Annotated in this window: 13 protein-coding genes; 3 read left to right on the top strand and 10 right to left on the bottom strand. The window is 71.4% G+C overall.

Annotated features, from left to right (window positions below):
- Positions 1–81: 81 nt before the first annotated feature.
- The 8 genes from ABZ016_RS41615 to ABZ016_RS41580 form a co-directional block, all read right to left on the bottom strand.
- Positions 82–1,293 carry a TerD family protein gene (locus ABZ016_RS41615; RefSeq protein WP_356921991.1) on the bottom strand — a complete coding sequence of 404 codons (1,212 nt, stop codon included), beginning with the start codon at positions 1,291–1,293 and terminating at the stop codon, positions 82–84.
- A 64-nt stretch (positions 1,294–1,357) separates the two neighbouring features.
- Positions 1,358–1,579, bottom strand: coding sequence for a hypothetical protein (locus ABZ016_RS41610; RefSeq protein WP_356921990.1), 222 nt, complete (start codon positions 1,577–1,579; stop codon positions 1,358–1,360).
- 243 nt (positions 1,580–1,822) lie between these two features.
- A complete protein-coding gene (locus ABZ016_RS41605) occupies positions 1,823–2,812 on the bottom strand; it encodes a zinc-dependent alcohol dehydrogenase family protein (protein WP_356921989.1) in 990 nt (329 codons plus the stop codon).
- Entirely contained in the window at positions 2,809–3,660 is an 852-nt protein-coding gene (locus ABZ016_RS41600) for a carbohydrate ABC transporter permease (RefSeq protein WP_356921988.1), read from the bottom strand. The genes ABZ016_RS41605 and ABZ016_RS41600 overlap by 4 nt, the downstream gene beginning before the upstream one ends.
- Positions 3,657–4,595, bottom strand: a complete 939-nt coding sequence (locus ABZ016_RS41595) for a sugar ABC transporter permease (protein WP_356921987.1) — start codon at positions 4,593–4,595, stop codon at positions 3,657–3,659. The genes ABZ016_RS41600 and ABZ016_RS41595 overlap by 4 nt, the downstream gene beginning before the upstream one ends.
- Positions 4,592–5,965 carry a sugar ABC transporter substrate-binding protein gene (locus ABZ016_RS41590; protein WP_356921986.1) on the bottom strand — a complete coding sequence of 458 codons (1,374 nt, stop codon included), beginning with the start codon at positions 5,963–5,965 and terminating at the stop codon, positions 4,592–4,594. Before ABZ016_RS41590 ends, ABZ016_RS41595 begins: the two co-directional genes overlap by 4 nt.
- Positions 5,966–6,043: 78 nt before the next feature.
- On the bottom strand, positions 6,044–6,811 hold the full coding sequence (locus ABZ016_RS41585) for a DeoR/GlpR family DNA-binding transcription regulator (protein ID WP_356921992.1): 768 nt from the start codon (positions 6,809–6,811) through the stop codon (positions 6,044–6,046).
- A 313-nt stretch (positions 6,812–7,124) separates the two neighbouring features.
- Positions 7,125–7,949, bottom strand: a complete 825-nt coding sequence (locus ABZ016_RS41580) for an NAD(P)-dependent oxidoreductase (RefSeq protein WP_356921985.1) — start codon at positions 7,947–7,949, stop codon at positions 7,125–7,127.
- A 223-nt stretch (positions 7,950–8,172) separates the two neighbouring features.
- Between ABZ016_RS41580 and ABZ016_RS41575 the strand changes: the two genes are divergently transcribed.
- The gene (locus ABZ016_RS41575; RefSeq protein ID WP_356921984.1) at positions 8,173–9,114 is read left to right on the top strand and encodes a 5-dehydro-4-deoxyglucarate dehydratase; all 942 of its coding nucleotides are present in this window, start codon (positions 8,173–8,175) and stop codon (positions 9,112–9,114) included.
- Positions 9,111–10,274, top strand: a complete 1,164-nt coding sequence (locus tag ABZ016_RS41570) for a hypothetical protein (RefSeq protein WP_356921983.1) — start codon at positions 9,111–9,113, stop codon at positions 10,272–10,274. Before ABZ016_RS41575 ends, ABZ016_RS41570 begins: the two co-directional genes overlap by 4 nt.
- Positions 10,275–10,477: 203 nt before the next feature.
- Here ABZ016_RS41570 and ABZ016_RS41565 read toward each other — a convergent pair whose 3' ends face one another.
- Together ABZ016_RS41565 and ABZ016_RS41560 are read right to left on the bottom strand one after the other, a co-directional pair.
- Positions 10,478–11,692: an MFS transporter gene (locus ABZ016_RS41565; protein WP_356921982.1), complete on the bottom strand. Its 1,215-nt coding sequence runs from the start codon at positions 11,690–11,692 to the stop codon at positions 10,478–10,480.
- A gap of 78 nt (positions 11,693–11,770) precedes the next feature.
- Complete coding sequence (locus tag ABZ016_RS41560; protein WP_356921981.1) at positions 11,771–12,226, bottom strand: SRPBCC domain-containing protein; 456 nt, start codon at positions 12,224–12,226, stop codon at positions 11,771–11,773.
- A 147-nt stretch (positions 12,227–12,373) separates the two neighbouring features.
- On the opposite strand from ABZ016_RS41560, the gene ABZ016_RS41555 reads away from it, so the two are divergent.
- Positions 12,374–12,970 carry a TIGR03086 family metal-binding protein gene (locus tag ABZ016_RS41555; RefSeq protein ID WP_356921980.1) on the top strand — a complete coding sequence of 199 codons (597 nt, stop codon included), beginning with the start codon at positions 12,374–12,376 and terminating at the stop codon, positions 12,968–12,970.
- The last annotated feature ends 62 nt before the right edge of the window (positions 12,971–13,032 follow it).

The following is a 13,032-nucleotide window of genomic DNA, read 5'->3' as shown; positions in this document are numbered from 1 at the left end:
GCGGGGGGTGGGGGGGTTTGGGGGGGGGGGGGTTGGCGCCCTGTCCCCCGCGCCCCTTGAGGGGCGCGGGGAACTGGCCTGTCACAGCGCCTGGGCCGCAGGCTTCACCATTCCTCGCACCGTGCGCGACTTCACGAAGTCGCCCATGGCCGTCATCTCCCACTCGCCGGAGAACTGGCGGATCAGCTTGGCCATCATCACGCCCGTCTGCGGCTCGGCGCTGGTGAGGTCGAAGCGGACCAGTTCCTCGCCCGTCATGCCGTCCAGGAGGCGGCAGTACGCCTTGGCGACCTCGGTGAACTTCTGGCCGGAGAAGGAGTTGACCGTGAAGACCAAACCCGTGACCTCCTGGGGGAGACGGCCGAGGTCGACGGTGATGACCTCGTCGTCCCCGCCGCCCTCGCCGGTGAGGTTGTCGCCGGAGTGCCGGATCGCGCCGCCGACGATCTGGAGCTTGCCGAAGTAGCAGCTGTCGATGTGGTTGCGCTGCGGCCCGTAGGCGATGACCGAGGCGTCCAGGTCGATGTCCTTGCCGCGGTACGCGGGCTCCCAGCCGAGGCCCATCCGGATCTGGGAGAGCAGGGGGCGCCCGCCCTTGATCAGGGAGACGGTCTGGTTCTTCTGGAGGCTGACGCGGCCCTTGTCGAGGTTGATCTTCCCGGCGCCGGGCGCGGGCGGCGGAGGCGTGGCCGGGGCCGCGGGCGCGGCGGGCGCGGAGACGGGCGGGGCCGGGGCGGCCGTCGGCGGCTGGGGCGGGGTCATCGGCTGGGCGGGGGCCGCCGGCTGGGCCGGGGCGGCCGGCTCCTCCACCGTGACTCCGAAGTCCGTGGCGATGCCCGCGAGGCCGTTGGCGTATCCCTGGCCGACGGCGCGGGCCTTCCACTGTCCGTTGCGCCGGTAGATCTCGACGATCACCAGGGCCGTCTCGGCGCCGAGCTGCGGCGGCGTGAACGTGGCGAGGACGGAGCCGTCGTCCGCGCCGCGGATCGTGGCCGTCGGTTCGATGCCCTGGAAGGTCTGGCCCGCGGCGTCCGGGCTCGCCGTCACGACGATCTTCTCGATGCCCGGGGGCACGGCCGTCGTGTCCACCGTGATCGCGTCGGGCGAGGTGCCGCCGCCGGAGCGGTACGTCACGCCCGGGCCCGACGGCTGGTTGTAGAAGATGAAGTCGTCGTCGGAGCGCACCTTGCCGTCGGCGGTGAGCAGCAGGCCCGATACGTCGAGCCGCACGGGAGCGGCGACGTCCACCGTCACGCGGGCGGCGGACAGGGGGATGTTCGAGCCAGGGGTCATAGCTGTCATGCCCCGTGAACGAGCGAGGCGGTTTTACCGTTCCCTTACCATGCGCCCAATCGGGTCAGCGCCGGTTGCGGGGGTGATCGCGCGCCGTGCGTTCGTTGCCCCGCTTGTAGTTGCCGGTCCAGCGGGCCATGACGAGCTGGGGGTCAAAGGCCTCGACCTCGGCCAGGAACCGCGCGGCCCGGGCGCCGTTCAGGGTGGTGGCGGGGCGGCCGTGGTGGGTGATGAGGACGGTTCCGCCGGCGTGCTGCTCGTAGCTGAATCCATGAGGGCGCGGCATGCCGTGAGCGTAGAGGGCCGGGGCGGACTGCCCCAGCGATTTTCGCCCTCCCCGATTGACAGCCGTTCGGCTATCAATCCGTCGGAGATCGGCATCGGGCGGAGGTTCCCCCCGGCGGCCCGGCTGCACAAGACTGGCGGAGAAGGATCTTGCGCAACCGCTGTGACGCGGGGGACGCGGGGAACACGTGGGGTGCGGTGAGAGGGGGCCGCACCCCACGTGTGTTTCCCCGCCTCCGGCTCCCTACGGCACCACCACGATCTTCCGGCCGACCCCGGCCGCGAACTGCTCCAGGGCCTGCGGGTAGCGCTCCAGCGGAATGCGGTCGCTGATGAAGACGTCCGGGTCCAGGACGCCGTTCGCGAAGAGCTCCGCCGCCCGTTCGAAGCTGTGCAGTACCGCCATCGAGCCCGTGATGGTGATCTCCTGGTTGTAGATGCGGTACGGGTCGATCGTCACGCGTGTCGCGTAGTCGGCCACACCGAACTGCAGGAACGTTCCCGCCTTCGCCACCCGGTCCAGACCGTCCTGGATCGCCGCCGCGTTGCCGGTGGCGTCGACGACCAGGTCCCAGCCCTGCGGGCGGTCCAGTTCGTCCGGGTTTGCGGCGGCCGCCGAGACGCCGAGGCGCTGGGCGGTCTCCAGGCGGGCCGGGTTCACGTCGACGACGTCCACGCTCGCCGCGCCCGTGCGCTTGGCCAGCTCCAGCATCATCAGGCCCATGGTGCCCGAGCCGTAGATCAGGACGTGGGCGCCGAGGCGGGATCGGAGCACGTCGTAGCCGCGTACCGCGCAGGACAGCGGCTCCACCAGCGCCGCGTCCTCGGTGCGGACGTGCTCGGGGAGTTTCACGCAGTTCGCCACCGGGGCGACCGCGTACTGTGCCGCGCCGCCGGCCGTCGTGACGCCGATCGCCGCCCAGCGTTCGCAGAGGTTGTTGTGGCCGGTGCGGCAGTAGCGGCACTCGTAGCAGTAGAGGGACGGGTCCACCGCGACCCGGTCGCCCACCGACACCTCTGTGACCTGGGCACCCACCCCGACCACCTCGCCGGCGAACTCGTGCCCGGGCACGATCGGCAGCTTCGGGGCGAACTCGCCCTGGAGGATGTGCAGGTCGGTGCCGCACAGCCCGCAGGCCGCGACCTCCACGACGACCTGCCGCGGCCCTGGCGTCGGGTCCGGGACCTCGGCGACGACGGCCTTGCCCACGGACTCGATGACGGCGGCCTTCATTTCACGGCTCCCAACGACAGGCCCTGGACCAGCTTGTCCTGGGCGGCGAACCCCGCGGCGAGCACCGGCAGGGAGATGACGAGCGACGCGGCGCACACCTTCGCCAGGAACAGGCCCTGGCTGGTGATGAAGCCGGTCAGGAAGACGGGGGCGGTCTCGGCGACGACGCCGGTCAGCACCCGTGCGAAGAGCAGTTCGTTCCAGCTGAAGATGAAGCAGATCAGGGCGGTCGCCGCGATGCCGGGCAGTGCCATCGGGGCGACCACGCGAGTGAGGACCGTCGGCAGTCTGGCCCCGTCGACCCGCGCCGCCTCGATCACCGCGACAGGGATCTCGGCGAGGAACGACTGCATCATCCACACCGCGATCGGCAGGTTCATGGAGGTGTAGAGGATGACCAGCAGCCAGATGTTGTCGAGCATCCCGGCGTTCTTGGCGAAGAGGTAGATCGGGAGCAGGCCCGCCACGACCGGCAGCATCTTCGTCGACAGGAAGAAGAACAGGACATCGGTCCACTTGCGGACGCGGTTGATCGACAGCGCGTAGGCCGCCGGCAGGGCCAGGGCGAGGACGAGCAGCGTCGACGCCACGGACGCGACCGTCGAGTTGATCAGGGCAGGCCATGGGCTGGCGCCGCCGCCCGCGCCGAAGAACTCGCGGTAGCCGTCCAGGGTCAGGGCCGCCGCGAAGGACGGCGGGTTGGTCGCCGCGTCGGCTTCCGAGTGGAAGGACGTCAGGGCCATCCACGCGATGGGCAGGAAGAACGCGATGCCGAGCAGCCAGGCCAGCAGGCCCAGGCCCGCACCCTTGCCACGGACCCGGCGGACACGCGGTGCGGTCGTGCTCATGCGCGGGACACCTCCTCACGGAACAGGGACGACACGACGCGCAGGGCGAAGGTCGCGATCACGATCGAGCCGATGACGACCAGGACGCCGGCGGCCGAGGCGAGGCCGTTCTCGTGGGCCTGGTAGAAGCTCTGGTAGACGGTGTAGGGGAGGTTGGCGGTGCCCAGGCCGCCGGACGTGATCGTGAAGACCGCGTCGAAGTTCTGGACGATGTAGATCGAGCCCAGCAGAGCGCCCAGTTCGAGGTAGCGGCGCAGATGCGGGAGCGTCAGATGGACGAAGATCTGCCAGTCGCTCGCGCCGTCGACCCGGGCCGCCTCGATCTGCTCCTGGTCACGGCTCTGCAGCCCGGCGAGCAGGATCAGCATCATGAACGGCGTCCACTGCCAGACGAGCGAGGCCTCGACCGCGAGCAGGGGGGTCTTGGAGATCCAGTCCGGCTGTGGGCCGCCCACATAGTGCAACAACCCATTGAGAAGACCGTATTCAGGGTTGTAGAGCACATGCTTCCAGAGCAGTGCCGCCGCCACCGGCACCACCAGGAACGGGGCGATCAGCAGAGTGCGGACGAAGCCGCGGCCCCGGAACCTCCGGTCCAGCAACAGGGCGAGGACGAGTCCCAGCACCAGGCTGGCCAGGACCACCGCGACCGTCAGCAGCACGGTCGTCCACACCGAGTGGCGCAGGTCCGCGTCGGTGAGGACCTCCTGGTAGTTGTCGAGGCCGGTGAAGTGACGGGCGTCGGGATAGAGGGAGTTCCAGTCGAAGAAGGAGATCACCAGCGTGGCCACGAAGGGCAGCTGGGTGACGACGATCATGAAGATCAGGGCGGGGAGCAGCGGGGCCCGGGTCGCCCAGGCGCGCAGCCGGGCGGAGGGTGGGCGTGTCGCGGGCGCGGGGGTCGTGGCCACGGGGGCCGTCGTCATCGCTGTCATCGTCCCTCGTACTCCTCGGAGATCTTCTCGGCGAGCGCCTGTGACTTCTTCAGGGCCGACTCGACGGACTGGCGTCCGGCGATGGCCGCGCTGATCTCCTGGGAGACCTTGGTGCCGAGGTCGGTGAACTCGGGGATGCCGACGAACTGGATGCCGGGCGCGGGCCGGGGCTGCACGCCGGGGTCGTTCGGCCGGGCCTTCTCGATGGCCTCCTTGGTCATCTCCTGGAAGGCGGCGGCCTCCTTGCGGTAGTCGGCGTTGGTGTAGGTCGACGCCCGCTTGCCGGCCGGCACGTTCGACCAGCCGATCTGGTTGCCGACCAGTTCCTCGTAGCCCTTGCCGGACGCCCAGGAGACGAACTTCCAGGCCTTGTCGGTGTTGCGGGAGGCGTTCTGGATGCCCCAGGCCCAGGTGTAGAGCCAGCCGGAGGAGCCGGTCTTCTCGACGGGGGCGGGGGCGTAGCCGACCTTGCCCTTGACCGGGGAGTTCGCCGCCTCCAGGGATCCGGCCGCGGAAGTGGCGTCGTACCACATGGCGACCTTGCCCTGGGTCATGTTGTTCAGGCACTCGGCGAAGCCGGACTGGGCGGCGCCGGACTCGCCGTGTTCGCGTACCAGGTCGACATAGAACTTCGTCGCCTTCTCGAAAGCCGGGGAGTCGAGCCGCGCCTTCCAGTTCTTGTCGAACCAGGTGCCGCCGAAGGTGTTCACGACGGTGGTCAGGGGGGCCATCACCTCGCCCCAGCCGGGCAGGCCGCGCAGGCAGATGCCCTTCATGCCCGGTTCGGCGCCGTCCGCCCGCGCCGCGAGGTCCGCCACCTGCTGCCAGGTGGGGTGCGCGGGCATCGTCAGCCCCTTCTTCTCGAACACGTCCTTGCGGTACATCAGGAACGAGGACTCGCCGTAGAAGGGCTGGCCGTAGAGCTTGCCGTCGTCCCCGGAGAGGGACTGGCGCATCGGCTTCAGGACGTCCTGCTCGTCGTACGCCGGGTCCTTGGCGACGTACGAGTTCATCTCGTGCAGCCAGCCGTTGCGGGCGTAGATCGGTATCTCGTAGTTGGACAGCGTGGCGACGTCGTACTGGCCGGCCTGGTTGGCGAAGTCCTGGCTGATCTTGTCGCGGACGTCGTTCTCGGGCAGGACGGTGAAGTTGACCTTGATGCCCGTCTCCTTGGTGAAGTGGGCACGGGTCAGCTTCTGCAGCTCGACCATCTGGGGGTTGTTGACCATCAGGACGTTGATGGCGTCGCCGCCGGATCCGGCCCCGCCCGCGCCGACCCAGCAGCCGGAGAGCAGCGGGGCGAGCAGCGTCCCTGCGGCGGCCATGGCGAGCGTGGCTCGCGGTGGCCGTCGTCGGCTCTGGGTTCGCATGGATCGCTCCTGGATGTATGGGGAGATAAGGGGCATGGCAGGGCGTGGCTGCGCCCTGGGGAATGGGGGGTGGGTGCGTCAGACGCGGATGACCTGCGGTCCGAGCAGTGAGTAGCGATGGGCCTCGGCCGTCGGCAGCAGGGTGCTCGTCACGATCGTCTCCAGCGCGCCGACCTCGGCGAACCGGCAGAAGCTGACGGCTCCGAACTTGGTGTGCACGCCCGCGAACACCGTGCGGCGGGCGGCCCGGATCGCCTGGGTCTTGACCTCGCTGACGGCCGGGTCGGGGGTGGTGAGGCCGTGTTCGCGGGAGATGCCGTTGGCGCCGATGAACGCCAGGTCGACGACGAACCCGGCCAGCATCTTGGTCGTCCAGTGGTCGACGGTGGCGAGGGTGCCGGAGCGGACGCGGCCGCCCAGCAGCAGGACGGACACGGTGTCGGTCTCGGCCAGCGCGCCCGCGACCGGCAGGGACGCGGTGACCACGGTCAGCGGCCGGTCCCGGGGGAGTGCTTCGGCGATGAGCTGTGGGGTGAAGCCCTCGTCGACGAAGACGGTCTCGGCGTCGCCGAGCAGTTCGGCGGCGGCGGTGGCGATGCGCCGCTTCTCGGGGACGTGGCTGGTGGCGCGGAAGGCGAGCGTCGTCTCGAACCCGGCGCTCTCCACGGGGTAGGCGCCGCCATGGGTGCGGCGGAGCAGGCCGTGGTCCTCCAGGACGCGCAGGTCCCTTCGTACGGTCTCCTTGGCCACATCCAGCTCGGTGGCGAGGGCGGTGACGTCGACCGAGCCGTCCCGCCGTGCGGCCAGCACGATCTCGCGCCGGCGTTCTTCCGCGGTCCTGTGCATCGTCGTCACCCGCCTTCCTGCTGTGCTGCCCGTTCGGGCCCTCGGACGGGCCTTGGGGGAAGTTCTACAGCGGGTGTTCCGCGGTGGCCAGGTCTGTTGCGGGCGTGATCCTGCCCGTGTGTGCCCGTTCGGTCGTGCGGGTGTGCGGAGTGCCGCGGGGAGGCCGGGGCCGTCCGCGGGTGCGTTGTGGCTGGTGGCGCAGTTCCCCGCGCCCCTGGCGGCGCTGCCCGACTGTTTCCGGGCCGTGCCCGAATGCCCGAGCGGGCGGGCCCGTTCTCTGCCCGCCCGCCCGGGCGCCACGACTCTGATCCGGTCAGTACGGCCAGATCGGCGGGTCCGTCACGAACTGGCCGCCCAGGTAGGCGTGCGCCTCGTTCCCCGGCTCCAGCTCGCCCTGCTCGGCGATGAGCTTCCCGGCGAACGGCTCGGAGTCGTCCTGCGGCTCGTAGCCGAGTGCCCGGGCCGAGGTCAGGTCCCACCAGAGCCGGGTGTTGGCGGAGGAGCCGTGGACGACGGTGTGGCCGACGTGCTCGGCGGTCAGGGCCGCGTGGAAGAGGCGGGCGCCGTCGGCGGGGCTCATCCACACGGAGAGCATGCGGACACTGGTCGGCTCGGGGAAGCAGGAGCCGATCCGCACCGAGACCGTCTCCAGGCCGTGCTTGTCCCAGTAGAGCTGGGCGAGGTCCTCGCCGAAGCACTTGGACAGGCCGTAGAAGGTGTCCGGGCGGCGCGGGGTGTCGATCGGGATGAGCGCTCCCGGATCGTGAGGGGCGTCGCCCTCGGGGCGCGGGGTGTAGCCGACGGCGTGGTTGGAGGAGGCGAAGACGATCCGGCCGACGCCCTCCTCGCGGGCGGCCTCGTAGAGGTGGTACGTGCCCTCGATGTTCGCCTTGACGATCTTCTCGAAGGGGGCTTCCAGGGAGATGCCCGCGAGGTGGATGATCGCGTCGACGCCCCGGACCGCCTCGCGCAGGGCGTCCCGGTCGGCGAGGTCGGCGACGATCGCGCCCGGCTCGCCCTCGACGGGGCGCATGTCGAGCAGGCGCAGCTCGTAGCCGTAGTCCGGGAGCCGGTCCCGCATGAGGGTGCCGAGGCCGCCGGCGGCGCCGGTGAGCAGAACGGTGCGGGGAGCGGGCATCCTCGGTTCTCCTTGAATCGGCCATTGTGCACATGAGCGCACGGCATTCATATGCGTGGACACGCTATGAAGGCGAGGCGGAGCGCGTCAAGTGTGTCGCGGAAGTGGCGAATCCGCAGGTGTGTCGCGGGTTCGCGCGCTTGACCGGCGGCGAGGCGGCGCCTTAGCGTGGGGTCGTTCAGAAATATAGACGGCAATCATGAATATGGAACCGGGAGAGCTCGTGACGTCAGCCCCTCTCGCCGCCCGACTCAACATCCCCAGCGGACCGCTGTTCTTCCCGGTCACCGCCTACGGTCCCGACGGCTCCGTGGACCTCGACACCTACCGCACGCACGTACGACGCGGGGTCGAGGCCGGGGCCGCCGCCGTGTTCGCCTGCTGCGGCACCGGCGAGTTCCACGCGCTCACGCCCGAGGAGTTCGAGAGCTGCGTGCGGGCGGCCGTCGAGGCGGCCGAAGGGCGCGTGCCGGTCGTCGCGGGCGCCGGGTACGGCACCGCGCTCGCCGTGCGCTACGCCCGCCTCGCCGAGGCCGCCGGGGCGGACGGGCTGCTCGCCATGCCGCCCTACCTCGTCGTCGCCGGGCAGGAGGGGCTGCTGCGGCACTACCGGGAGGTGGCCGCCGCGACCTCCCTGCCCGTCGTCGTCTACCAGCGCGACAACGCTGTCTTCACCCCGGAGACCGTCGTCGAACTGGCCCGCACGGACGGAATCATCGGCCTCAAGGACGGGCTCGGCGACCTCGATCTGATGCAGCGGATCGTCAGCGCCGTACGCTCCGAGGTCCCGGGCGACTTCCTCTACTTCAACGGCCTGCCGACCGCCGAACAGACCCAGCTCGCCTACCGCGCCCTCGGCGTCACGCTCTACTCCTCCGCCGTGTTCTGCTTCGCGCCCGAGCTCGCCCTCGCCTTCCACCAGGCCCTCAGGACCGGCGACGAGCCGACCGTCGAGAAGCTGCTGGACGGCTTCTTCCGCCCCTTCGTCGAACTGCGCGCCCAGGGCCGCGGCTACGCCGTCGCCCTCGTCAAGGCCGGTGTACGGCTGCGCGGGCTCGACGTGGGCGAGGTGCGGCCGCCGCTGCACGAGCCGACCGGGGATCATGTCAAGCAGCTCGCCGAACTGATCGAACGCGGTTACGCGCTGCTGGAGGAGGCCAAGTGAAGGCGTCGGCATTCGTCTACCCCTGGGACGTCAACGGGGACCCGGGGGCGCCCGCGCGGATCGCCGCTCTCGGCGTGGAACAGGTGACGCTCGCCGCCGCCTACCACTCCACCCGCGCGCTCACGCCCCGCCACCCGCGCCACCGCATCGTCACCGCCGAGCACGCCGCCGTGCTGTACCCGGCGGGCGACCGCTGGGACGGGCGGGAGCTGCGCCCCTACCCGGCCGGCGGCTGGGCCCCCGGGGACGCCTTCGGCGAGGCCGCCGCCGCGCTCACCGAAGCCGGTCTGGAGGTGCACACCTGGGTCGTCCTCGCGCACAACTCCCGGCTGGGCGCCGAGCACCCCGGCACCTCGGTCGTCAACGCCTACGGCGACCGCTACCCGTGGGCGCCGTGCATCGCCCAGCCGGCCACGCGCGCGTACCTGATCGACCTGGCGGCGGAGGCGGCCGTCCGGCCCGGGGCGCGCGGCACCGAGCTGGAGTCCCTCGGCTGGTACGGCCTGGAACACCTGCACGCCCACGACAAGACCGGCGGCGTCGGCCTCGGGGACGCCGGGCAGTACCTGATGGCGCTCTGCTTCTGCACGTCCTGCCGGGAGGGCTACGGCCGGCACGGCCTGGACGCCGACGAGCTGGCGGCCGCCGTACGGACCGCGCTGGAGCCGGTGTGGCAGGGCGCGCCCTCGGACGGGGGCTGGCCGGGTATCGAGAAGCTCCTCGGCGAGACGCTCGCGAACACCACGCGCGCGTACCGCGAGGCAACCGCCCGCACGCTCCAGGAGGAGGCCGTCGCGGCGGTCCGGGCCGCCGCCCCCGGCGACTTCCAGGTGCTGCTGCACGCGGACCCGGTGTCCTACCACGTCGGCGCCAACCCCGGCGTCGACCCGGCGCACATCCTGTCCGTGGCGGACGGTGTGGTCGTGCCCTGCGCGGGCGGCACCGGCACGCTGACGCCGTTCGCGCGGCAGGGCAAGGAGGGCGCCGTCATCGCCGCCAACTTCCCCGTCGTCTCCGGCATGGGCGGCAACCCCGGCACCCTCGCCGCCGACGCGGCCGAGGCACAGCGGCTCGGCGCCACGGAACTGCGGCTGTACCACGCCGGGCTGGCGTCCGACGACGACTTGGAGACGGTCCGCTCGGCGCTGGCCGGGCGCTGAGGTGGCGGGCCGCCTTCGCCGGGCGGAGGCGGTCCGGGCTCTTGCAGGGTGCTGATGTGGCGGGGTGTGGTGTCACTGGTCGGGGGCGCTCGGCTTCCGTCGGGTGCTGGGGCAGTGGGGCGCCTGCCCGAGCAGCCCGGCCGGCCGCCGCTCGGCGGGTCGGGGATGTTTCGGCCCTCGGGGGCCGATGCGACGGGGCGCCCTCACCGGTCGAAGGCCGCCCCGGCCCTCGACGGGCGCTGAAACAGCGGGGCCGCCGTCACCAGCAGGGCCGCGCCCAGGGCCACCAGAACCAGCCGGTGGCTCACCAGCTCGACCAGCGCCGCCCCGGCGGCCAGCCCGAGCACGTTCGGCGTGTACACCAGGGTGTGGGCCGTGGCGGTGACCCGCCCCAGCAGCGGGCCCGGTGTCTCGCGCTGCACCGAGGTCAGCGTGGCGATCAGCACCGCGGGCAGGCCCGCGCCGATCGCCGCGCTGCACACCAGCGCGGGCAGGTCGGACGGCACCGCCCGCAGGGCCACCGCGACGGCCAGCAGCGCGATGCCGTACGCCGCGAAGCGTCGCGCGCCCAGCCGCCGCAGGGCGGGGCCGGACAGCAGACCGGCCACCACCGACCCGGCACCCTGAACGGCGTACAGCACACCGGCGTACGCGGGGGAGTGCCCGAGGTCGTCGACCACGGCGTAGACCAGCGCCCCGTTCAGGCCGGCGAACAGCATGGTGGCGCCGCCCGCCACGACCAGGGGACGCAAGCCCGGGTGCCCCCACAGGTGACGGGCGCCCTCGGCCGTCTGTTCCCGGCGGTTGCCCGAGGGCGGCGCGGGCGTCTCCTCCTGTACGCGCAGCAGTGCGTACAGCCCCGTGGCCAGCACGAACGTAGCCGCGTCCAGCATGGCGACCCTCGCACCGCCGTACGCGGCGTAGAGGCCCGCGCCCGCCAGCGGGGCCAGGAGCTTCATGCCCTCGGTGGCCGTCATCCGCAGGCCGTTGAAGTCGCCCAGCAGCTCCGGGCCGACGGCGGTCGCGACGAGCGCCGACTCGGCCGCGTCATGGACGACGCCCGCCGCGCCGTACACGAACAGCACCGCGTACAGCAGCCACAGCTCGCCCGGCGCGTCGACACCCACGAGGGTGAGCAGGAGGGCGGCGAGGAGCACGTTCACGCCGATCAGCACCGGCTTGCGGCGCCGGCGGTCCGCGACGGTGCCCAGCAGTGGACCTGCCAGGGCCGGCAGCCACATGGCGAGCATGCACAGCGCGGCCAGGCCGTCCGAGCCGGTGAGGTCCTTCACCCACACGCCGGACGCCAGCCACAGGGCAGAGGTGCCGAAGCCGGAGACCACCACCGCGGCGAGGCAGAGGCCCGCTTCGCGGTCGTGCAGTACGGGCAGGAGAGGCCAGGTCGTCTTGGTCGTCATGCCTGGCCATCGTGGGACTAAGGATGGCGCCGAGGGATCGGGAGAGTGCCTTAGTTCCCGTCGGGATGATCAGTCCGATCAGTCCCACTGTATGGCGAGCATCTCCCCGAGCTTGCCGAGGCCCTGAACCCAGCCCTCCTCGTGGAGGGCCCGCCGCCGCTCAGTGGCGAAGTCGCCCTGGTCGAGGGTGAGATGAGACTGTCTGACGTCGGTGTCGTACAGCGACAGCGTCACCACCGTCTCCCGGTCGTCGGGATCGGGATCCTCCCAGCGGAAGGTGTACGACAGGCCTACCGGGGGATGGACGTCGATGTACTCGCCCACCAGGTAGAACAGCTCGCCTTCCGGGGGCTGCATCGCGATCCGGTAGGCGCCGCCGGGGCGGAGGTCGATCTCCACACTCGGGGTGCTGAACCCGTCAGGGCCCCACCAGCGGGCCACTTCCTTGGGGTCGGTCAGCTCCCGGAACACGCGCACGGGCTCATCCGCCAGCTCGCACTCCAGATGCAGTCTCAGCCCGACGTCCTGTGTCATCGCGCACCACCCGTCACTGAAGATGCCTGAAATAACCCCTATGTTCATTTTAGGTCGGCCGACCATGGGCCACGATTCCGGCGACGCGATGAGTTCCGGGGCCGGAGCCGGTCTACCACCCAGGAACGGAACCACGAGGAGCAGCCGATGACCGACACGACCCCTACCCTCGACCTCGGACCGCAGGCGGCGGTCGTGGCGCACTTGGCCGAAGGCGTCACCGACGAACAGCTGGCGGCCCCGACGCCTTGCCCGAAGTACGCGGTGCGCAACGTGCTGGCCCACCTGGCCGGGCTGGCCATCGCCTTCCGCGACGCCGGCCGTAAGGACCTGGGCGTCACCACCGACACCCGTCCGGGCTCCACCGTGCCCGAGCTCGGGCACGGCTGGCGCGAGGAGTTGCCCAAGGCGCTCGGCGAGATGGCCGAGGCCTGGCGGGATCCGGCCGCCTGGACCGGCATGACCCGCGCCGGAAGCGTGGACCTCCCCGGCGAGATCGCGGGTCTGGTCGCCATCGACGAGCTGGTGATCCACGGCTGGGACCTGGCCCGGGCGACCGGCCAGTCCTACGCCCCCGACCCCGCCGCGCTCCAGGCCTGCCACGACTTCCTCGCGGCAGCGGCCGACGACCCCGGCCGCGGCGAGATCTTCGGCCCCGTCGTGGACGTCGGGGCGGACGCCGCGCTGCTGGACCGGGCGGTGGGGCTGAGCGGGCGGCAGCCGGGGTGGACGCCCAGGTTGTAGAAAGCGATTGCTACTTCCTTGGCCGAAAGCATTGACGAACCCCGCGCGCCCTCCTACCGTCA

Source organism: Streptomyces sp. NPDC006372 (assembly GCF_040612515.1).
GTDB lineage: Bacteria > Actinomycetota > Actinomycetes > Streptomycetales > Streptomycetaceae > Streptomyces.
The sequence above is the reverse complement of the archived record's forward strand: the minus strand, read 5'-3'. Positions and strand labels throughout refer to the sequence as shown.

Bases quoted from the DNA above. Each gene is read 5' to 3' on its own strand.
- ABZ016_RS41615 (WP_356921991.1), bottom strand. From the start codon at position 1,293: ATGACCCCTGGCTCGAACATCCCCCTGTCCGCCGCCCGCGTGACGGTG.
- ABZ016_RS41610 (WP_356921990.1), bottom strand. From the start codon at position 1,579: ATGCCGCGCCCTCATGGATTCAGCTACGAGCAGCACGCCGGCGGAACC.
- ABZ016_RS41605 (WP_356921989.1), bottom strand. From the start codon at position 2,812: ATGAAGGCCGCCGTCATCGAGTCCGTGGGCAAGGCCGTCGTCGCCGAG.
- ABZ016_RS41600 (WP_356921988.1), bottom strand. From the start codon at position 3,660: ATGAGCACGACCGCACCGCGTGTCCGCCGGGTCCGTGGCAAGGGTGCG.
- ABZ016_RS41595 (WP_356921987.1), bottom strand. From the start codon at position 4,595: ATGACAGCGATGACGACGGCCCCCGTGGCCACGACCCCCGCGCCCGCG.
- ABZ016_RS41590 (WP_356921986.1), bottom strand. From the start codon at position 5,965: ATGCGAACCCAGAGCCGACGACGGCCACCGCGAGCCACGCTCGCCATG.
- ABZ016_RS41585 (WP_356921992.1), bottom strand. From the start codon at position 6,811: ATGCACAGGACCGCGGAAGAACGCCGGCGCGAGATCGTGCTGGCCGCA.
- ABZ016_RS41580 (WP_356921985.1), bottom strand. From the start codon at position 7,949: ATGCCCGCTCCCCGCACCGTTCTGCTCACCGGCGCCGCCGGCGGCCTC.
- ABZ016_RS41565 (WP_356921982.1), bottom strand. From the start codon at position 11,692: ATGACGACCAAGACGACCTGGCCTCTCCTGCCCGTACTGCACGACCGC.
- ABZ016_RS41560 (WP_356921981.1), bottom strand. From the start codon at position 12,226: ATGACACAGGACGTCGGGCTGAGACTGCATCTGGAGTGCGAGCTGGCG.
- ABZ016_RS41555 (WP_356921980.1), top strand. From the start codon at position 12,374: ATGACCGACACGACCCCTACCCTCGACCTCGGACCGCAGGCGGCGGTC.